Origin of the sequence: Actinophytocola sp. (genome assembly GCF_036555685.1) — a bacterium.
Taxonomy (GTDB): Bacteria; Actinomycetota; Actinomycetes; order Mycobacteriales; family Pseudonocardiaceae; genus Actinophytocola.
In genome coordinates, this window is sequence record NZ_DATBKY010000140.1 from 1 (window position 1) to 19,404 (window position 19,404).

Genomic DNA, 19,404 nt, shown 5'->3' on the forward strand with positions numbered 1-19,404 from the left:
GACGCCGTCCGCGGTCCCGTCGTCCGGGTTGTCCGGGAACGCCGCGAAGACCGGCTGCCCGACGAGCGTCTCGCGCCGGGTCCGGGTCGCGGCCAGGTACGCCTCGTTCACGGCCACGATGGTCAGGTCCGGCGTGAGCACGAGGTACGGCGTGGGTGCCGCGTCGAACAGACGGTGATAGTCGAGCTCGTGATCGGCCAAGAGGATCTCTCAGGTGTCGAGGCGGTACCCGAAGCCGCGCACAGTGGTGATCTTGGGCATGTTGACGCCCGCGCTCGTAAGTTTGCGCCGGATCCGGTAGACGTGCTCGTCGACCGTGGCCGGCGCCTGCCACTCCACCGAGGACTCCCAGACGTGGGAGAGCAGCTGCTCCCGCGAGTACACCCGCCCCGGCGTGGTGGCGAGGAACTCCAGCAGCGTGTACTCCCGCGGGGTGAGCTCGATGGCCTCGCCCGCCGCGCGGATCACGTGCGCGCCCGTGTCGATCACGATCCCGCCCACGTGGATGACCGCCGGCGAGGGCGCCTCCCGGCCGGCCCGCCGCAGCACGGCGCGGATCCGGGCCACGAGCTCGCGCAGGAAGAACGGCTTGACCAGGTAGTCGTCGGCGCCGAGCTCGAGGCCGACGACGCGGTCGGCCTCCTCGCCGCGCCCGGTCACCACGATCACCGGCAGCGTGTCGTCGCCCTGGCGCAGGGACCGCAGCAGGTCCAGCCCGTCGCCGTCGGGCAGGCCGAGGTCGAGCACCACGAGGTCACACGGATGCTGGAAGCCGGCGAGCGCGGAGCGGGAGTCGGCCGCGACTCTGACGAGGAAACCGGCGCGCGTGAGGTAGGCGTCGCACATCGCCACCAGATCCGCGTCGTCCTCGATCAGCATGATCTTGGGACGACGGCCGGTGGGCGGGACGGATCCGCCGGTGAGGGCCACGTTGATCGCCTGTTGAAGTTTCCGCGGACAAACAGACCAGGTTGGCACGTTATCAAGGAGACAGCGGCCCCGCGCCCTTCGTGACCCGATCGAACTTGGCCCTCGAGGAGAACCCGGCAGCCATGTCCATCCCCGACGCCGACCACCGGAACATCCCCCCGCACGGACTCGCCGACCTCGCGGTGAACCGTCTCCTGCGGATCGGGCTGGACCTGAACCAGGCGCTCGCGTTCGTGGGCTCGCAGCACGGCTCCCCGGCCGGCCAGCGCATCCGTGTCGCGCTCGGCCGCATCGACGAGACGATCGACGAGCTCCGCCTCGCGATCATGCCCGGCCACAGATGACGGTTCGCGTACTGCTCGTCGACCAACCCGGCCCCGCCCGGAAGGTCGCCCGGTTACTCGCGGACGAAGCGAGCCTCGAGATCGTCGAGCAGGTCGCGTCGGTCGCCGAGGCCCTCGTCGCGGTCGACCGGCGGGCCGCGGACGTGGCGCTGCTGGCCCCGCAGCTGCCCGACGGCGACGGCCTCGCGTTGTGCCGCGAGCTGCGCCTGCGCTCCCCCGACCTGCGCTGCCTGCTGTTGACCCCGCACGCCGACGACGAGACGCTGTTCGCCGCGATCATGGCCGGCGCGTCCGGGCTCGCGCCCCGCGGCGGCACCGGCCTCGTCCAGGCCCTGCGGATCGTCGGCGCCGGCGGCTCCCTGCTGGACCAGCGGACCACCACCGCCCTGCTGAGGCGGCTGCGCCGCGAGCGCGAGGCCGGCGACCCGCTCTCCCGGCTCACCGGCGAGGAGCGCGCGGTGCTCGACCTGATCGCCGAGGGCATGTCGAACCGGCAGATAGCGGCCGCCTTGCACCTGGGCGGCAAGGACGTGAAGACCCACGTGTCGCGGCTGATGGGCAAGCTCGGCCTGCAGCGGCGCACGCAGCTCGCCGACCATGCCGTCCGCCTCCGCGCGGGCGAGGCCGTCTGATCAGGTCGTGGTCAGCGGGACCCGCCAGGTCAGCCGGGTGCCACCGGCCGGGCGGGAGGAGACCACGCAGCCACCACCGCACGAGCGGGCGCGGCGTTCGAGGTTGAGCAGGCCGCTGCGGGCCACGCCCGGCGGGATCCCGACGCCGTCGTCGGCGACGTCGACGACGAGCTCGTCGCCGGCCTCCACGGTGACCGTGATCGCGGCGGCCCGGGCGTGCCGGACCGAGTTGCTGATCCCCTCGCGCAGCGCGGCGAGCGTGTGCTCGGCCAGCGCCTCGGGCACCAGCGAGTCGACCGCGCCGGAGATGCGTACCGACGGCGAGATGCCGGTGCCCGCGCTGGTCTCGGCGACCACGTCGAGCATGCGGCGGCGCAGGCTCGTCTGGTCGGCCTCGTGCACGGTCTGCAGGTCGAAGATCGACGTGCGGATCTCGCGGACGGTCTCGTCGAGCTGGCTGACCACCCGGGTCACCCGGCCGCGGGCACTCGGGTCGTTGATGCGGCGGACGATGCCCTGCAGGCTCATGCCGGCCGCGAAGAGCCGCTGGATGACGTGGTCGTGCAGGTCGCCCGCGATCCGGTCGCGGTCGGCGAGCACGTCGAGCATCCGCTGCTGACGCTGCTTGTCCGCGAGCTCGAGGGCCAGCGACGCCTGGTCCGCGAACGACGCGAGGAGGGACAGCTGCTCCCCGCCGAACGGGTCGGCGCCCTTGTTTCGCAGGGCCAGCAGGAGCCCGCTGGACGCGGTCGACGGCGGGCCGAGCGGCACCGCGTGCGCGGGTCCGAACTCGCCGAGCACCGCGGAGTCCTCCCCGCGCAGCGGCATGAAGTCGTCGATCACGGTCGGCGTCCGGTCGGTGAGCACCGCCGCGAACGCGGGCTCGCCGGCCGGCACGGTCCGGCCGATCAGCTGCTCGGCCCGGGGCCCGGCGGCGGCGCGGACCTCGAGCTTGTCCCCGTCGGCGAGCAGGATCGCCGCGCTGTCCGAATGGGACAGTTCGCGGGTCCGGCGCACGATCAGGTCGAGCGCGTCCTCGGTCGAGGCGCCGCCCAGCAGCAGCGAGTTGACCTCGCCGGAGGCCTGCTGCCAGCGCTCGCGCAGCCGCGCCTCCTCGAACAGCCGGGCGTTCTCGACCGCGACCCCGGCGGCCGCGGCGAGCGCCTCGAGGACCACGACGTCGTCCCCGGTGAACTCGGCCTCGCCCTTCTTCTCGGTGAGGTAGAGGTTGCCGAACACCTCGTCCCGCAGCCGGACCGGAGTGCCGAGGAAGCTGCGCATCGGCGGGTGGTGGGCCGGGAAGCCGACCGAGGACAGGTGCTGGGTCAGGTCCGGCATCCGGATCGGGAACGGGTGCTGGATCAGGTGGCCGAGCAGGCCCTTGCCCTCGGGCAGGTGACCCATCTGGTCGCGGGTCTCCTGGTCGATGCCGACGTAGACGAACTCGGAGAGCCCCTCCTCGCTGACCACGCCGAGCGCGCCGTACCGGGCGTCGACCAGCTCGACCGCGGTCTGCACGATCCGCTGCAGGGTGCTCTCCAGCTCGAGCCCGGTGCTCACGGCGACGACGGCCTTCAACAGGCCCTGCAGGCGGTCGCGCGTGTTGGTGATCTCGGTGAGCCGGTCCTGGAGCTCGCTCAGCAGCTCGTCGAGGCGCAGGCCAGCCAGCGGAGCGCCCACGGTTGACCTCCGTGGTTCTCCTGGCGGCGCACCGTCCGACATGAGCACTCCCGACCCCTGGAGGACCAGTGTGCCCCGGTCCGCGGTCGATTGGCACCCCTGCTATCGACGGGTCTTCCCAGCTCGTTACGGCTGTACGAGCGTCCGCTCACCCGGCCAGCTCGGCCAGTGCGCTCTCGATGGTGCGGTGGAACGTCGGGTAGGCGTAGATCATCTGGCGCAGCAGCTTCGTGGGCACCTCCGCGTGCACCGCGACCACGAGCGCGCCCAGCACCTCGCCACCGACCGGGCCCGCCGACGTCGCCCCCACGAGCACGCCGCGGTCGGCGTCCTCGACGAGCTTGACGAACCCGTCGTTGCCGACCTTGTGGATGAAGCCGCGCGTCGACGCCGAGATCGGCACGAGCGCGGTTCGCACGTTCAGCCCCTGCTCGCGCGCCCGCGCCTCGGACAGGCCCACCGAGCCGATCTCCGGGTCGGTGAACGTCACCCGCGGCACGGCCCGGTAGTCGGCGGTCTCCGCGTCCTGTTCGCCGAGGATGTCCGCGGCGGCGATCCGGGCCTGGTACATCGACATGTGCGTGAACGCGCCCCGGCCGGTGATGTCGCCGATCGCCCACAGGCCGGGCGCCGCCCGCATGTGGTCGTCGGTGGTGACGCCGCGGGCCGCCTCGTTCAGGCCCATCGCGCCGATGCCGAGCGCGGCCATGTCGGTGTGCCGGCCGGCGGCCACGAGCACGCGGTCGGCGATCAGCGTCTCGCCGTTGTCGAGCTTGACCGAGAACTGGCCGTCGTAGTGCACCCGCGCCGCCGACAGCCCCGTGCGCACGGTGATCCCCTCCGCGGCGAACGCCCGCGCGAGCAGCTCGCCCGCCTCGGGCTCGTCGACGGGCACGAGCCGCTCCGGGCGCTGCACGACCGTCACGGCCGCGCCGAAGCGGGAGAAGACCTGCGCGAGCTCGCAGCCGACCGGACCGCCACCGAGCACGATCAATGACCCGGGGATCTCCTCGACGGCGACCGCGTCGCGGTTGGTCCAGTACGGCGACTCGGCCAGCCCGTCGATCGGCGGCACCGCCGGGTCGGTGCCGGTGTTGAGCACGATTCCCCTGCGGGCATTGAAGACCCGCTCACCGTCCGATGTGGACACCGTGACCTCGCGGTCGCCGGTGATCCGGCCGCGGCCGCGCACGAAGGTGCCGCCCGCGTTCTCGAACCGTTCCACCGCAACGGTGTCGTCCCAGTCGTCGGTCGCCTCGTCGCGGATGCGCTTGGCGACGGGCGACCAGTCGCGCTCGACACTGGCGGAGCCGGCGAGCGCGTCGACGCGCTTCGCCTCGCCGAGCGCGTCGGTGGCTCTGATCATGATCTTCGTCGGCACGCACGCGTAGTACGGGCACTCGCCGCCGACGAGCCGCGAGTCCACGCCGACCACGGACAGGCCCGCCCGGGCCAGCCTGGCGCCGATGTCCTCCCCGCCCGGCCCCATCCCGACGACGACGACGTCCACCTCGGTACCCGGCATCTCGACTCCCTGGGCTCGGTTGCGGAGTGCATCTGTGTGCAAGCACAGCATGTCGTTCCCGGCGCCGCAGCAGAAGACGCCGCGCCGCCGCTTGACCCTGGACCGTGCTCCAGGGTTTACCGTCGGTCCATGACCACGAGCGCTCCCGCCGGCCTGCAGGTGGCCGAGCTCGCCGCGGCCGCCGGGGTCGGCCCGGACACCGTCCGGTACTACGAACGCGCCGGGCTGATCGAGCCGCCGCCGCGCACCCCCGGCGGCTACCGCCGGTTCCCGCCCGAGACCGTGGAACGGCTGCGCTTCATCCAGGGCTGCCAGCGGCTCGGCCTGCGCCTGCGCGAGATCGGTGACCTGCTCGCCATCCGCGACACCGGCGTCTGCCCGTGCGAGCCGGCCGAGACGCTGCTGCGCCGCCGGGTCGACGAGATCGACGCGGAGCTGGCCCGGCTCGGCGCGCTGCGGGCCGACTTGGGGCGGATGCTCGACGGCCTGCAGCGCGACCCGTGCCCGCCACCCACTCCCGGCACCTGGTGCCCGCCGGTACTCCCGGACGTGGAAGGGAGGTGACCCCGCATGTGCTGCGATGACCTGATCTGCGGCTGCGGCTGCTGCTGAGCCGTCTCCCTCGCCGGCGAGGCGCCCGCCGGTCAGGGGACGAGGACCGCCGCGCCGTTGACCCGGCCGTCGGCGAGGTCGCGGAGCGCGCGGTCGGCCGTCTCGAGTGGATAGTCCGTCGTCTCCACGTGGAGGCGGTGCCGGCCGGCGAACGAGAGGAACTCCCTGGCCTGCGCCCGGGTGTTGGCCGTGACGCTGCGCAGCTGCCGGCCTTGGAACAGGTGCCGCTGGTAGTTGAGCGGCGGGATGTCGGACAGGTGGATGCCCGCGATCGCGAGCGTGCCGCCCCGGTCGAGCGCCGCCAGCGCCGGGAGCACGAGCTCGCCCGCCGGCGCGAAGAGGATCGCCGAGTCCAGCGGCTCGGGTGGCGCGTCCGCCGCGCCCTGGGCCGAGGTGACGCCGAGCGAGAGCGCGAGCCGCCGAGCCGCGGGGCTGCGGGTCATCACGTGCACCGTCGCGCCCTGGGCGATCGCGACCTGCGCGGCCAGGTGCGCGCTGCCGCCGAAGCCGTACACCCCGAGCCGCCCGCCCGGCGGCAGGTCGGACCGCACGAGCGCGTGGTAGCCGATGATCCCGGCGCACAGCAGCGGCGCGAGCGTCGAGTCGCTGTAGCCGGGCGGGAGCCGCAGCGCGTAGTCGGCCGGGACCACCGCGAGGTCCGCGTAGCCGCCGTCCGCGTCCCAGCCGGTGTAGCGCGACGCCGGGCAGAGGTTCTCCGCGCCGCGGCGGCAGAACCGGCACTTGCCGCAGGTGTCCCGCAACCACGCGATCCCGACGAGGTCGCCCGGCGCGAAGTCCCCCGCGCCGCGGACCACCTGCCCGACGACCTCGTGCCCGGGGACGACGAGCGGCCGGCGCACGGGCAGGTCGCCCTCGGCCACGTGCAGGTCGGTCCGGCACACGCCGCACGCCCGCACCCGGACCAGCAGCTCACCGTCCACCGGCTCCGGCGCCGGGACGTCCCGCAGCCGCATCGGCCCGGAGACCGCCGGGCCCGGCCGCTCGACCCGCCACGCACGCATGACGCAATCCTGCCGAAAAAGCCCGGGCCCGTGCAGGGCCCGGGCTCGTCCGGTCACACTCGGTGGCGCCGGGGCTCAGCAGTTCGGCGCGCTCCAGAAGCGGCTCGACTTGTTCCCGACGTGGGTGTGGTCGTTGTGGTCGGGGTAGCCCTGGCTCAGCAGCTCCTCGAAACCGGCCGACTTGCCGGCGTTCCACATCGAGCACTGGGACGGTCCGCTGGACAGGCCGAGGTCGGCGGCTTGCCCGTACATGTGCAGGCTCGTCGACGATCCGCCGACCGACGAGTTGCAGGACACGCTCCGGAAGGCGGAGGTGATCACCAGCGGCCGGTCGCCGAGCTTGTGGCGCATGGCCTCCAGCTGCCACATGATCCGGCGGATGTTCTCCTTCGCGGTCGCCGCGGACACCTTGCCGCCGTTGAAGTTGTTGGCGCCGCAGTTGTCGTCGAACTCCGAGTACGCGAAGTGCACGGGGGTGCAGTCCGCGTCCTGGAGCGCGTAGAGCTTGCTGAACGTCGCCGGCCCGGCGACGCCGTCCGCGGCGAGGCCGTACCCGGCCTGGAACCGCTTCACGGCGTTCGCGGTGGCCGGCCCGTACTGGCCGTCCAGCGCCAGGTTCTCCCCGGAGGACACCCACCCGGCGACGCGGATCTGCAGCTGGGTGACGTCCGAGCCGCTCGCTCCCTGGGAGAGCGTGCGGTTCCAGGTGAAGCACTCGTCCGCCGCGGCCTCGGGGGACGCGACCACGGCGATCGTGACGGTGCCGGCGATCGCGAGGACGAAGGCGGACAGGAGATAGGCAAGACGTTTGCGCATAACGCCTCCACAACGGGAATGCGACGGTGCAGGGGGTTCCGTCGCCGCGGAGATCGTGGCAGCGCGGATCTACCTAAGTCAACGCACAGTTGGACAATTTCCGCCAATCGGCCGACTTTGGCCCGTCACGGACGGCGTCCCGCTCGTGCCGGTCGCCTATCGTCGCGGCGTGGCGGGCTGGCGATCGGACCGGATCGGGTCGGCGTTGCGGGGCGAGAACCCGACCGTGCTGCGGCGGTTGGACGCCGGCTTCGCCGCCATCGGCGACGTCCAGTTCCTCCCGGGCTACTGCGTCCTGCTCGCCGCCTCGCCGGACGCGCGAGGGCTGACCGACCTGCCCCGCCGGGAGAGGTGGCGGTTCCTCGCGGACATGGACCTGCTCGGCGAGGCGGTCGAGCGGGTGTGCGCGCACCGCGACCCGGAGTTCCGGCGGGTGAACCTGGAGATCCTGGGCAACACGGACCCGTTCCTGCACGCGCACGTGCGGCCCCGCTTCGACTGGGAGCCGGCGCACCGGGTCGGTCGGCCGGCCTGGCTGTATCCGGCCGGGTACTGGTCCGATCCGGCGCACGCGCTCGGCCCGCGGCACGACGGGCTCCGCGCCGAGCTGGTAGCCGAGATCGACCGGCTGCGCGCGGGTCAACGCGGTCTTGAGCCGTAGTCACTGAACGGGTCGTCTCGTTCGCGGACTGCTTGGCGGAAGCCGGCCTCCTGGGCGCGGGCCACGAAGTCGCGGCCCTCCTGCGTGTGGCGGGCGACGCCGTCGAAGAGGCGGCCCAGCGTCGTCGCCGAGCGGAGGCCCATGTTCTCCGCCGTCTGGTTGCACGCGAGCTTCAGCATCTCGAGCTGGTTCCCGGGCAGGAGGGCCATCCGGCGGGCCAGTGCGGCGGCGTGCTCTTGTAGCGCGTCGTCGGGGACGCACTCGCAGATCAGGCCGATCTCCGCCGCCTTCCGCGCGGGGATCTCGTCCCCCGTCAGCAGGTACCGCTTCGTCTGCTCGAAGCCGATCCGGTACACCCACATCGGCGTCGTCGGCGTGCCCCAGACTCGTGCGGGCGGGTAGCCGAAGGTCGCGCCCTCCCCCGCCACGATCAGGTCCGCGCAGAGCACCAGGTCCGTCCCGCCGGCGACGCACCAGCCCTGCACCGCCGCGATCGTGGGCTTCGCCGCGTACCAGAGCTTCAGGTACACGTCCACGAACGAGCTGATGAGACGGTAGTCCTGCGCCGAGTCCCACACCCGCTCCCCGGCCTGCGCCGCGGTCGACCAGTCCAGCCCGTACCCCGCGCAGAACGCCTTGCCGTCCGCGCGCAGCAACATCACCCGCACCGAAGGGTCCGCGTCCGCCTCGTCGATGGCCGCGGCGAGCTCGTCGCGCAGCTGCGGCGTGATCGTGTTGTACTCCGCGGGCCGGCTCAGGACGATCGACCGGACACCGGCCTCGGTCTCCGTGCGAAGGGCCGCGCCCATCACTTGGTCCGGGCGCGCTCGATGATCGCCGCGGTGTCCACGCCGGCGGGCAGCGTGCCGAACGCGACGCCCCAGTCGCCGTCGAGCCGCGAGGCGCAGAACGCGTCCGCCACGGCGGGATGGCCGTACTGCACCAGCAGCGAACCCTGCAGCACCAGCGCCATCCGCTCCACCAGCCGCCGCGCACCGGCCTGCGCCGCGGCGGGGTCGGCCGCCAGCCGCACGATCTCCCGCTCCAGCCCGCCGATCGCGGCGTCGAGCCGGGCGTCGTAGCCGGCGCCCTGGTTGACCTCGTTCAGGAACGCCTCGGTGCCCGACCGCATGGCGCGCAGCACGTCCAGCGCCGCGACGTTGCCCGAGCCCTCCCAGATGGAGATCAGCGGTGCCTCGCGGTAGAGCCGCGGCATGCCCGACTCCTCCACGTAACCGTTGCCGCCCAGGCATTCCAGCGCCTCGGCGGCGTGCGCGGACGCCCGCTTGCACACCCAGTACTTGCTCACCGCGAGCCCGAGCCGGCGGAACGCGGCCGCCTGCTCGTCGCCGGCCACGGCGCGGTCGGTGGCGCCGGCCAGCCGCATGGCGAGCGTCGTGGCCGCCTCGGACTCGATCGTCAGGTCCGCGAGGACGTTGCGCATCAACGGGGTGTCGACGAGGTAGCTGCCGAACGCCTGCCGGTGCGTCGCGTGGTGGACGGCCTGCACGAGCCCGGCGCGCATCCCGGCGGCACCCGCGATCACGCAGTCGAGCCGGGTCATGTTGACCATCTGGATGATCGTGCGGACGCCCTGGCCCTCCTCCCCCACGAGCCACGCGACCGCCTCGTCGTACTCGACCTCGGAGGACGCGTTGGAGCGGTTGCCGAGCTTGTCCTTCAGCCGCTGCAGGTGCATCCGGTTGCGGGTGCCGTCGGGCAGCACGCGCGGGAGCAGGAAGCAGGACAGCCCGCCGGGCGCCTGGGCGAGCACGAGGAAGACGTCGCACATCGGCGCGGACGTGAACCACTTGTGGCCGGTGAGCAGGTAGCTGCCGTCCGGCTGCGGGACCGCGCGCGTGGCGTTGGCGCGGACGTCCGAGCCGCCCTGCTTCTCGGTCATCGACATGCCGGCGGTCAGCCCGCGCTTGGTCTCCGGCACGCGCAGGCCCGGGTCGTAGACGTTCGCGGTGAGCAGCGGCTCGAACCGCGCGGCCAGCTCGGCGTTGTGCCGCAGCGCGGGGACCACGGCGTAGGTCATGGAGACCGGGCAGAGGTGGCCGCCCTCGACCTGCCCCCACAGGTAGAACTTCGCGGCGCGGGCGACGTGCGCGCCCTTGCGGTCGTCGGCCCACGGGCCGGCGTGCAGGCCGCGCTCGACCGCGACCGTCATCAGCTCGTGGTAGACGGGGTGGTACTCGACCTCGTCGATGCGGTGGCCGTACCGGTCGTGGGTGCGCAGGACCGGCTCGTGCTCGTTGGCGAGGCGGCCCCACTCCTGGGCCGCGGCGCCGCCGGCCAGCGCGCCGAGCGCGTGCAGGTCGTCCTCGGCCCACCCGGCGCCCTCGCGGCGCAGGCCCTCGAGCAGTGCGGGGTCCTCGGCCGTGTCGTGCCCGACGAGTGGCGGGACCTGGTTCGTGACGTCGTGAGTTGCCGGCATGGCGGTCATGTTACATTTTTCAAACACGTGACGCCAGACTCGTAAGGGAGCCGATGCCCGACGTCTCCGGCCTGCGCCCGCTGACCGCGCGGTCCGCGGTGCTCAGCACGCTGCTCGGGGCGCACCCGCCGCGGCTGCCCGCGCGCAGCCTGGTGAAGGTCGGCGAGCTGTTCGGGATCGCCGAGGGCACGATCCGCGTGGCGCTGTCCCGCATGGTCGCGGCCGGCGACCTGGTACAGGAGGGCGGCGACTACGCGCTGACGTCGCGGTTGGCCCAGCGGCAGGCCCGGCAGGACGCCAGCCGCACCCCGGCGGTCCGCCCGTGGTCCGGCGAGTGGGAGATCGCCGCGGTCACGGCGGACCGCCGCCCGCCGGCGCAGCGCTCGGCCTTCCGCCAGACGATGGCCGAACTCCGGCTGGCCGAGCTGCGCGAGGGCACCTGGCTCCGGCCGGCCAACCTGGCCCGCCCCCTCGCCGGCTTCGACGGCACGGACTGCGTGGTCCTGCTCGGCCGGCCGGTCGGCGACCCGGCCGAGCTGGCGGCGAGGTTGTGGGACCTGCCGGCGTGGGCGGCGCGCGCCCGCGCGCTGCGCGAGGCCCTGGACTCCGCGATGGACCGGGCCGGCGGCCTGCCGGAAAGTTTCACGCTCGCGGCCGCGGTGCTCCGCCACTTCGTCGCCGATCCGCTGCTGCCCGCGGAACTCCTCCCGCCCCGCTGGCCGGGCGAGTCGCTGCGCGCCCGCTACGAGGACTTCGACCGGACGTTCCAGGCCGTCCTGCGCGCACACATCGGCGTCGAGTGATCGTCACTCTTCGCGTACAGACGATCAACGGACCCGTGCTTCCGCAGCTCACGTGGGTGACACTGGACGGATGACGGGGTGGCAGTTCTGGGTCGACCGTGGCGGCACGTTCACCGACATCGTGGCGCTTCGGCCCGACGGCGGGCTCACGACGCACAAGCTGCTATCGGACAACCCGTCCCGCTACGCCGACGCCGCGGTCGCCGGCATCCGCGCTCTGCTCGGCCTCGCGGACGGGCAGGACGTCCCCGCCGACGACATCGACCAGGTCCGCATGGGCACCACCGTCGCCACCAACGCGCTGCTCACCCGCGGCGGTGAGCGCACCGCGCTGGTGATCACCAAAGGCTTCCGCGACGCATTGCGCATCGCCTACCAGAACCGGCCGCGGATCTTCGCCCGCCACATCGAGCTGCCCGAACAGCTCTACGAGCGCGTCATCGAGGTCGACGAGCGGATCCAGGCCGACGGCACCGTCGTCCGCCCGCCCGACCTCGACGCGTTGCGCGGCGAGTTGCAGCAGGCGCGCGAAGACGGGATCTCCTCGCTCGCGGTCGTGTGCCTGCACAGCCACCTCCACCCCGCTCACGAGGAGGCCATCGGCAAGCTCGCCGAGCAGCTCGACTTCGCCCAGATCTCGCTGTCCAGCGAGGTCAGCCCGCTGATGAAGCTGGTCCCGCGCGGCGACACGACGGTCGTCGACGCGTACCTCTCCCCCGTGCTGCGCCGCTACGTCGACGCGGTCGCCGGGCAGCTCGCGGGCGTGCGGCTGATGTTCATGCAGTCCAACGGCGGGCTCGCCGAGGCGGGCCACTTCCGCGGCAAGGACGCGATCCTGTCCGGGCCGGCGGGCGGGATCGTCGGCATGGCGCGGATGTCCCAGCTCGCCGGATACGACAAGGTCATCGGCTTCGACATGGGCGGCACGTCGACCGACGTCTCGCACTTCGCCGGCGACTACGAGCGCGTCTTCCACACGCTGGTCGCGGGCGTCCGGCTGCGCGCGCCGATGCTGTCGATCCACACGGTCGCCGCGGGCGGCGGGTCGATCCTGCACTTCGACGGCAGCCGCTACCGGGTCGGCCCGGACTCGGCCGGCGCCAACCCGGGCCCAGCCTGCTACCGGGGCGGCGGCCCGCTGACCGTGACCGACGCGAACGTCATGCTCGGCCGCGTGCAGCCGGCACACTTCCCGCACGTGTTCGGCGAGGACGGCGACCAGCCGCTCGACGCGGAGATCGTCCGGACCAGGTTCACCGAGCTGGCCGAGCGGATCGGCAGCGAGACGGGCACCGGGCGCACCCCGGAGCAGGTCGCCGAGGGCTTCCTGCGCATCGCGGTGGCGAACATGGCGAACGCGGTCAAGCGGATCTCCGTCGAGAAGGGCCACGACGTCACCGAGTACGTGCTGACGACGTTCGGCGGCGCGGGCGGCCAGCACGCGTGCGCGGTCGCGGACTCGCTCGGCATCCGGACGGTGCTGGTGCCGCCGATGGCCGGCGTGCTGTCCGCGCTCGGCATCGGCCTCGCGGACACCACGGCCATGCGCGAGCAGTCGGTCGTCGCGCCGCTGAACGAGGACACGATGCCGCGGCTGCGCGAGGTCGCCGACGACCTGGCCGCGACCACGACCGCCGAGCTGCGCGACGAGGGCGTGCCCGAGGACCGCGTCAAGATCACCCGCCGCGCGCACCTGCGCTACGACGGCACCGACACGACGGTCCAGGTCGAGCTCGCCGACCTCGAGGCGATGACCGGCGCGTTCGAGGCGGGCTACCGCCGGACGTACTCGTTCCTCATGGACCGCCCGCTGATCGTCGAGGCGATGTCGGTCGAGGCCACGGGGCTCACCGAGCAGCCGGACCTCTCCCATGCCGCGATCGCGGCCGAGCCGGGCGAGCCCGGGACCGTGTCGCTGTACACGGAGGACGCCTGGTGCGACGCGCCGCTGTACGAGCGGGAGCGGATGCGCCCGGGCGAGTCGGTCACCGGCCCGGCGATCATCGCGGAGGCCAACGCGACGACCGTCGTCGAGCTGGGCTGGCGCGCGTCGCTGTCGGAGTCGGGCCACCTGCTCGTCGAGCGGGAGGAGGCGATCGCCGACGAGTCCGATGTGGACGCGTCGCGTGCGGACCCGGTGCTGCTGGAGATCTTCAACAACCTGTTCATGTCGATCGCCGAGCAGATGGGGACCGCACTCGAGTCCACCGCGCAGTCGGTGAACATCCGCGAGCGGCTGGACTTCTCGTGCGCGCTGTTCGACGCGGAGGGCAACCTGATCGCGAACGCGCCGCACATTCCCGTCCACCTCGGATCGATGGGCACGAGCGTCCAGGAGGTCGTCCGCCGGGCGGGCGGCGACATGCGGCCTGGTTCGGTGTACGCGGTGAACGACCCCTACCACGGCGGGACGCACCTGCCGGACGTGACGGTGGTGACGCCGGTCTTCTCCGGTGGCGACCTCCTGTTCTTCGTCGCCTCCCGCGGCCACCACGCGGAGATCGGCGGCATCACGCCGGGCTCGATGCCGGCCGGGAGCCGGGAGGTGCACGAGGAGGGCGTGCTGTTCGACAACTGGCTGCTGGTGGCGGACGGCGAGCTGCGCGAGGAGGAGACGCTCGAGCTGCTCTCGTCCGCGCCGTACCCCTCGCGTGACCCGCAGACCAACCTGACCGACCTGCGCGCGAAGATCGCCGCGAACACGAAGGGCGTGGCCGAGGTCGGCAAGATGATCGACCACTTCGGACTGGACGTGGTGCGCGCGTACATGCGGCACGTGCAGGACAACGCGGAGGAGGCGGTCCGCCGCGTACTCGACGCCCTCGGCACGTCCGAGATGGCCGGCGAGTACCGGTACGAGATGGACTCGGGCGCGGTGATCGCGGTCCGCATCACGGTCGACCGCGAGTCGCGGTCGGCGACGATCGACTTCACCGGCACGTCGGACCAGCTCGGCACGAACTTCAACGCGCCGAGGTCGGTCTCCACCGCGGCGGTGCTGTACGTCTTCCGCACCCTGGTGGCCGACGAGATCCCGCTGAACGACGGCTGCCTACGTCCACTTCGGATAGTCATCCCCGATGGTTCGATGCTCGCGCCGTCCTACCCGGCCGCGGTGGTGGCGGGCAATGTCGAGACGTCCCAGGCGATCACGGGCGCGCTGTACGCGGCGCTGGGCGCGCAGGCCGAGGGCTCGGGCACGATGAACAACGTGACCTTCGGCAACGAGCACCACCAGTACTACGAGACGGTGGGCTCGGGTTCGGGCGCGGGCGAGGGTTTCGCCGGGGCGTCGGTGGTGCAGACACACATGACGAACTCGCGGTTGACGGACCCGGAGGTGCTGGAGTGGCGCTTCCCGGTGTTCCTGGACGAGTTCGCGGTGCGCCGGGGCAGCGGCGGCGCGGGCCGCTGGCGCGGCGGTGACGGTGCGGTCCGGCGAATCCGTTTCCGCGAGCCCATGACGGTGTCGACGCTGACCGGCCACCGGCGCGTGCCGCCGTACGGCATGGCGGGTGGCGAGCCGGGCGCACTGGGCCGCAACCGGATCCTGCGGGCGGACGGCTCGGTGACCGAGCTGTCGGGCTGCGACAGCGCGGACGTCGGCGCCGACGACATCCTGGAGATCGAGACCCCGGGCGGGGGCGGCTACGGCGAGAAGTGAAAACCGCGTTCCCGACCATCGTCTGGACTGTCCCCTGGCCGGTGAACCTCCGTTTCCCCGGCACGTCCGAATGGGTACACAGGGACGATTTGATCGGGGAACCCAAATGCGGATGAACACGACTCGCGCACTGCTCGCCGGCCTGGTGACGGCCGCCGCGCTGCTCACGGCCTGCGGCGGCGAACGGCAAGCGGCCACAGAGGACACGCCGACGACCACGACCACGACGTCCTCCACGGCGGCGTCCACTTCGTCCGGTCCGGCCGGCTCGGAGTCACCGGAAACCACGTCCAGCGCGGCAGACGAGGGCGACGGCGGCGGGGCCGGTATCGCCCCCGGCGAGCCGGACCCCAACGGGAGCGATCCGGAGCTCGGGGCGAGCTGCGGCGACGTGGACGGGGCGAACGGCAAGGTGGACGTGTTCGCCGAGGACACTCCGACCGGCCGGGTCGGCTGCGTGGAGGCGATCAACGTGGTCACCGAGTACTTCGCGAAAGCCCCCGCGAAGGGCGTGGGAGACGAGTACGCGCTGACCGTGGACGGCTGGACCTGCGTCACCGACACCGGCGCGGAAGGCAGCGGCAACGTCGCCTGCGAGAAGGACGGGCTCGCCTTCCACACCCGGCCGTGACCCGATTCCGGCGATCCGGCGGCTCCCGCGTGGGGCCGCCGGCTCTCGGGTAGCGTGCGCCTATGCTCGGCCTCCCAGACGACGTGACCTGCTGCCTGTTCGACCTCGACGGGGTGCTCACCAGCACCGCCGAGCTGCACCGCGCCGCGTGGAAGGAGACCTTCGACGCGCTGCTGCGGGCCAGGGACGGCGCCGGGTTCAAGCCGTTCACCGAGGCGGACTACAACAACTACGTCGACGGCCGGCCGCGCTACGACGGGGTCCGCGAGTTCCTCCGGTCGCGCGACATCACCCTGCCCGAGGGCTCGCCCGACGACTCGCCGTCCACCGAGACCGTGCAGGGGGTCGGCAACCGCAAGAACGACCGCGTCCAGCAGATAATCGCCGAGCGGGGTGTCACGCCCTACCCCGGCTCGGTCCGCTACCTCGACGCCGCCGCGAAGGCCGGCTTGAAGATCGCGGTCGTCACCTCGTCGGCCAACGGTGCTGCCGTGCTCGACGCCGCCGACCTGTCCAAGTACATCCAGGCGCGCATCGACGGGATCGTCATCGCCGAGCGCAAGCTGCGCGGCAAGCCCGCGCCCGACTCGTTCCTCGCCGGTGCGGAGGCGCTCGGGATGGACAAGACGCAGGCCGCCGTGTTCGAGGACGCGCTGTCCGGCGTGCAGGCCGGCAAGACCGGCGGCTTCGGCTACGTCGTCGGCGTCGACCGGGTCGGGCAGGCCGACGCCCTCCGCACGCACGGCGCGGACGTCGTCGTCACCGATCTCGCCCAGCTGCTGGACGGCGAGTCATGACGCACGGTTTCCAGATCGACCCGTGGCAGCTGCGCTGGAACAACCTCGACCTCGCCGCGCTCGAGCGCACCGAGTCGATCTTCGCGCTCTCCAACGGCCACATCGGCATGCGCGGCACGTTCGAGGAGGGCGAGCCGACCGGCCTGCCGGGCACGTACCTCAACGGCTTCTACGAGCAGCACATGCTGCCCTACGCCGAGGCCGGGTACGGCTACCCCGAGGACGGCCAGACGATCGTCAACGTCACCGACGGCAAGATCATCCGGCTGCTCGTGCAGGACGAGCCGCTCGACATGCGCTACGGCCGCGCGGTCGAGCACTACCGCGCCCTCGACTTCCGCTCCGGCACCCTGCGCCGCGACACCGTCTGGGAGTCGCCGACCGGCCGCCGGGTGCGCGTGCGCACCGAGCGGCTGGTGTCGTTCACCCAGCGCGCGGTGGCAGCGATCCGCTACGAGGTCGAGCCGCTCGACGGGGGCGCGCAGCTGGTCGTCCAGTCCGAGCTGCTCGCCAACGAGCCCATCGAGTCGCACACCAAGGACCCCCGCGTCGCCGCGACGCTCTCCGCACCGCTCGAGTACGAGGACGGCTCCGCGCACGACTACCGGGCGGTGCTGGTCCACCACACGCGCAGGTCCGGCCTGCGCATGGCCGCCGGTATGGACCACGAGCTCGAGATCGACGACGGGCTGCGCTGCGACATCCTCGCCGAGGAGAACCTCGCCCGGCTGACCGTGGCCGTCGACGTGCCGAGCGGCTCGACGCTGCGGATGACCAAGTACCTCGGCTACGGCTGGTCGGCCCGCCGGTCCGCCCCGGCGCTGCGCGCGCAGGTCGCCGCCGCGCTGGCCGGTGCTCTGCAGACCGGGTGGGAAGGCCTGCTCGCCGAGCAGCGCAGCTTCCTCGACGACTTCTGGGCCACCGCCGACATCGAGATCGACGGCGACGACGAGCTGCAGCAGGCCATCCGGTTCGCGCTCTTCCACGTCCTGCAGGCCGGGGCCCGCGGGGAGAGCCGGGCGATCCCGGCCAAGGGCCTGACCGGACCCGGCTACGACGGGCATTCCTTCTGGGACACCGAGACCTTCGTGCTGCCGGTGTTCACCTACACCGTGCCCGAGGCCGCCCGCGACGCGCTGCACTGGCGGCACTCCACAATAGACAAGGCGCGCGAGCGGGCGGACGCGCTCGGCCTCGACGGCGCCGCGTTCCCGTGGCGGTCGATCAACGGTGCCGAGTGCTCCGCGTACTGGCCGGCCGGCACCGGGGCGTTCCACGTGTCGGCCGACGTGTCCGACGCGGTCGTCCGCTACCTCAACGCGACCGGTGACACGGACTTCGAGCGCGACCAGGCCGTCGAGATCCTCGTGGAGACCGCGCGCCTGTGGCTCTCGCTCGGCCACCACGACGTGCACGGCGGCTTCCGCATCGACGGCGTCACCGGCCCGGACGAGTACACCGCGGTGGTGGACAACAACGTCTACACCAACCTGATGGCGCAGCGGAACCTGCGCGAGGCCAGCGAGGTCTGCGCCCGCCAGCCCGAGTCGGCGGCGATGCTCGGCGTGACCGAGGAGGAGACCAAGGCCTGGCGCATGGCCGCGGACAAGATGGTCCTGCCCTACGACGAGGTGCTGAAGGTGCACCCGCAGTCGGAGCGGTTCACCGAGCACGCCGAGTGGGACTTCGAGGACACGCCCGACGAGCACTACCCGCTGCTGCTCAACTACCCGTACTTCGACCTGTACCGCAAGCAGGTGGTCAAGCAGGCCGACCTCGTGCTCGCGATGTACCTGCGCGGCGACGCGTTCTCCGCGGAGGAGAAGGCCCGCAACGTCACCTACTACGAGGCCCGGACGGTGCGCGACTCGTCGCTGTCGGCGTGCCCCCAGGCGGTGATGTGCGCCGAGGGCGGCCACCTGGACCTCGCGTTCGACTACTTCGCCGAGGTGGCGTTCACCGACCTGCACGACCTGCACCACAACGTGCGCAACGGGCTGCACATCGCGTCGCTCGCCGGCGCGTGGGTGGTCGCGGTCGCCGGGTTCGGCGGCATGCGCGACTACAACCACACGCTGCACTTCTCCCCGCGGCTGCCCCGGGCGATAACCCGGATGGCTTTCCGGCTCACCTACCGGGGCAGCCGCTTCGCTGTGGAGATAGGTCAGGACGAGGCGACCTACACGCTGCTGGACGGACCGGAGCTGGTGGTGACCCACCACGGCGAGGACATCGCGCTCGCCGCTGAGCCCACGAGCCGACCGATCCCGCCGGCGCCGAAGCGCCCGACGCCGGCCCAGCCGGCCGGCCGGGCCCCGCGGCGGCGAGGTCCCCGGTAGCGAGCCGGGGACCTCGCTAGAGCAGGATGACCTCGCGGGTGCCGTCGGGCCCGGTGACCGTCAACTGCTCACCGCCTTCCTTGATGGCTCGATAGACGAAGTCGCCATAGCCGACGAGGCGCCGCAGCGCCTCGGTGAGCGTGATGCCCTCGCGCGTGATCACGTTCTCCAGCGCGCGCACCATCTCCGGCGAGATGGCCACGTTGATCCGCTTCGGCGTGACGGTGGGGCGGCTGTGCTGAGGGGATTCGACGCCCGGGCGGTTACCCGACATGACCACATCCTGATCTGTGCGCATAACGAGCACTTCCTGACGACTGATCGGCCTGTTGTGATCCCGCCCCGGACAACGCCTCCGTATGGCCGTATGTCCGCCGCCACTAGGCAGCCTCACCAAGTTTGGCACGGCTGATACATCGATGCAACACGTGTCAGCCACACGATAGGCGTTGTTTATGTGGCAATCTGGAGCTACGCTGCACTATAGAGTGACGTTCGCATGGCGAAC

General features: G+C 72.3%; 18 protein-coding genes. 9 read left to right on the plus strand and 9 right to left on the minus strand.

Annotated features, from left to right (window positions below):
* Positions 1–201: PAS domain-containing protein (locus tag VH969_RS13720; RefSeq protein WP_331974112.1), on the minus strand; the 201-nt coding region annotated here is incomplete at its 3' end.
* Positions 202–210: 9 nt separating this feature from the next.
* On the minus strand, positions 211–930 hold the full coding sequence (locus tag VH969_RS13725) for a response regulator transcription factor (protein WP_331974113.1): 720 nt from the start codon (positions 928–930) through the stop codon (positions 211–213).
* Positions 931–1,052: 122 nt separating this feature from the next.
* Between VH969_RS13725 and VH969_RS13730 the strand changes: the two genes are divergently transcribed.
* Positions 1,053–1,274, plus strand: a complete 222-nt coding sequence (locus VH969_RS13730; protein ID WP_331974114.1) for a hypothetical protein — start codon at positions 1,053–1,055, stop codon at positions 1,272–1,274.
* Positions 1,271–1,906: a LuxR C-terminal-related transcriptional regulator gene (locus VH969_RS13735; protein ID WP_331974115.1), complete on the plus strand. Its 636-nt coding sequence runs from the start codon at positions 1,271–1,273 to the stop codon at positions 1,904–1,906. The genes VH969_RS13730 and VH969_RS13735 overlap by 4 nt, the downstream gene beginning before the upstream one ends.
* Here VH969_RS13735 and VH969_RS13740 read toward each other — a convergent pair whose 3' ends face one another.
* Positions 1,907–3,628 (minus strand): GAF domain-containing sensor histidine kinase, encoded by a 1,722-nt coding sequence (locus VH969_RS13740; protein ID WP_414638502.1) that lies wholly within the window; start codon positions 3,626–3,628, stop codon positions 1,907–1,909.
* A 106-nt stretch (positions 3,629–3,734) separates the two neighbouring features.
* Positions 3,735–5,111, minus strand: coding sequence for a dihydrolipoyl dehydrogenase family protein (locus VH969_RS13745; protein WP_331974117.1), 1,377 nt, complete (start codon positions 5,109–5,111; stop codon positions 3,735–3,737).
* 129 nt (positions 5,112–5,240) lie between these two features.
* On the opposite strand from VH969_RS13745, the gene VH969_RS13750 reads away from it, so the two are divergent.
* On the plus strand, positions 5,241–5,675 hold the full coding sequence (locus VH969_RS13750; protein ID WP_331974118.1) for a heavy metal-responsive transcriptional regulator: 435 nt from the start codon (positions 5,241–5,243) through the stop codon (positions 5,673–5,675).
* Between the two features lie 80 nt (positions 5,676–5,755).
* Here VH969_RS13750 and VH969_RS13755 read toward each other — a convergent pair whose 3' ends face one another.
* Positions 5,756–6,745, minus strand: a complete 990-nt coding sequence (locus VH969_RS13755) for a zinc-binding alcohol dehydrogenase family protein (RefSeq protein ID WP_331974119.1) — start codon at positions 6,743–6,745, stop codon at positions 5,756–5,758.
* A 75-nt stretch (positions 6,746–6,820) separates the two neighbouring features.
* Positions 6,821–7,561 (minus strand): D-Ala-D-Ala carboxypeptidase family metallohydrolase, encoded by a 741-nt coding sequence (locus VH969_RS13760; RefSeq protein ID WP_331974120.1) that lies wholly within the window; start codon positions 7,559–7,561, stop codon positions 6,821–6,823.
* 169 nt (positions 7,562–7,730) lie between these two features.
* On the opposite strand from VH969_RS13760, the gene VH969_RS13765 reads away from it, so the two are divergent.
* On the plus strand, positions 7,731–8,222 hold the full coding sequence (locus VH969_RS13765) for an HIT family protein (RefSeq protein ID WP_331974121.1): 492 nt from the start codon (positions 7,731–7,733) through the stop codon (positions 8,220–8,222).
* Here VH969_RS13765 and VH969_RS13770 read toward each other — a convergent pair.
* On the minus strand, positions 8,201–9,031 hold the full coding sequence (locus tag VH969_RS13770; protein WP_331974122.1) for an enoyl-CoA hydratase-related protein: 831 nt from the start codon (positions 9,029–9,031) through the stop codon (positions 8,201–8,203). The genes VH969_RS13765 and VH969_RS13770 overlap by 22 nt on opposite strands.
* Positions 9,031–10,662, minus strand: a complete 1,632-nt coding sequence (locus VH969_RS13775; protein ID WP_331974123.1) for an acyl-CoA dehydrogenase family protein — start codon at positions 10,660–10,662, stop codon at positions 9,031–9,033. The genes VH969_RS13770 and VH969_RS13775 overlap by 1 nt, the downstream gene beginning before the upstream one ends.
* Before the next feature lie 53 nt (positions 10,663–10,715).
* On the opposite strand from VH969_RS13775, the gene VH969_RS13780 reads away from it, so the two are divergent.
* The 5 genes from VH969_RS13780 (at position 10,716) to VH969_RS13800 (ending at position 18,896) form a co-directional block, all read left to right on the plus strand.
* Entirely contained in the window at positions 10,716–11,465 is a 750-nt protein-coding gene (locus VH969_RS13780) for a PaaX family transcriptional regulator C-terminal domain-containing protein (protein ID WP_331974124.1), read from the plus strand.
* A 70-nt stretch (positions 11,466–11,535) separates the two neighbouring features.
* On the plus strand, positions 11,536–15,129 hold the full coding sequence (locus VH969_RS13785; protein ID WP_331974125.1) for a hydantoinase B/oxoprolinase family protein: 3,594 nt from the start codon (positions 11,536–11,538) through the stop codon (positions 15,127–15,129).
* Between the two features lie 112 nt (positions 15,130–15,241).
* A complete protein-coding gene (locus tag VH969_RS13790; protein ID WP_331974126.1) occupies positions 15,242–15,760 on the plus strand; it encodes a hypothetical protein in 519 nt (172 codons plus the stop codon).
* Between the two features lie 62 nt (positions 15,761–15,822).
* Positions 15,823–16,557: an HAD family hydrolase gene (locus VH969_RS13795; protein ID WP_331974127.1), complete on the plus strand. Its 735-nt coding sequence runs from the start codon at positions 15,823–15,825 to the stop codon at positions 16,555–16,557.
* The gene (locus VH969_RS13800) at positions 16,554–18,896 is read left to right on the plus strand and encodes a glycoside hydrolase family 65 protein (RefSeq protein WP_331974128.1); all 2,343 of its coding nucleotides are present in this window, start codon (positions 16,554–16,556) and stop codon (positions 18,894–18,896) included. Before VH969_RS13795 ends, VH969_RS13800 begins: the two co-directional genes overlap by 4 nt.
* A 16-nt stretch (positions 18,897–18,912) precedes the next feature.
* Here the strand turns inward: VH969_RS13800 and VH969_RS13805 are convergent, their stop codons facing one another.
* Entirely contained in the window at positions 18,913–19,170 is a 258-nt protein-coding gene (locus tag VH969_RS13805; protein ID WP_331974129.1) for a hypothetical protein, read from the minus strand.
* Positions 19,171–19,404 lie beyond the last annotated feature (234 nt).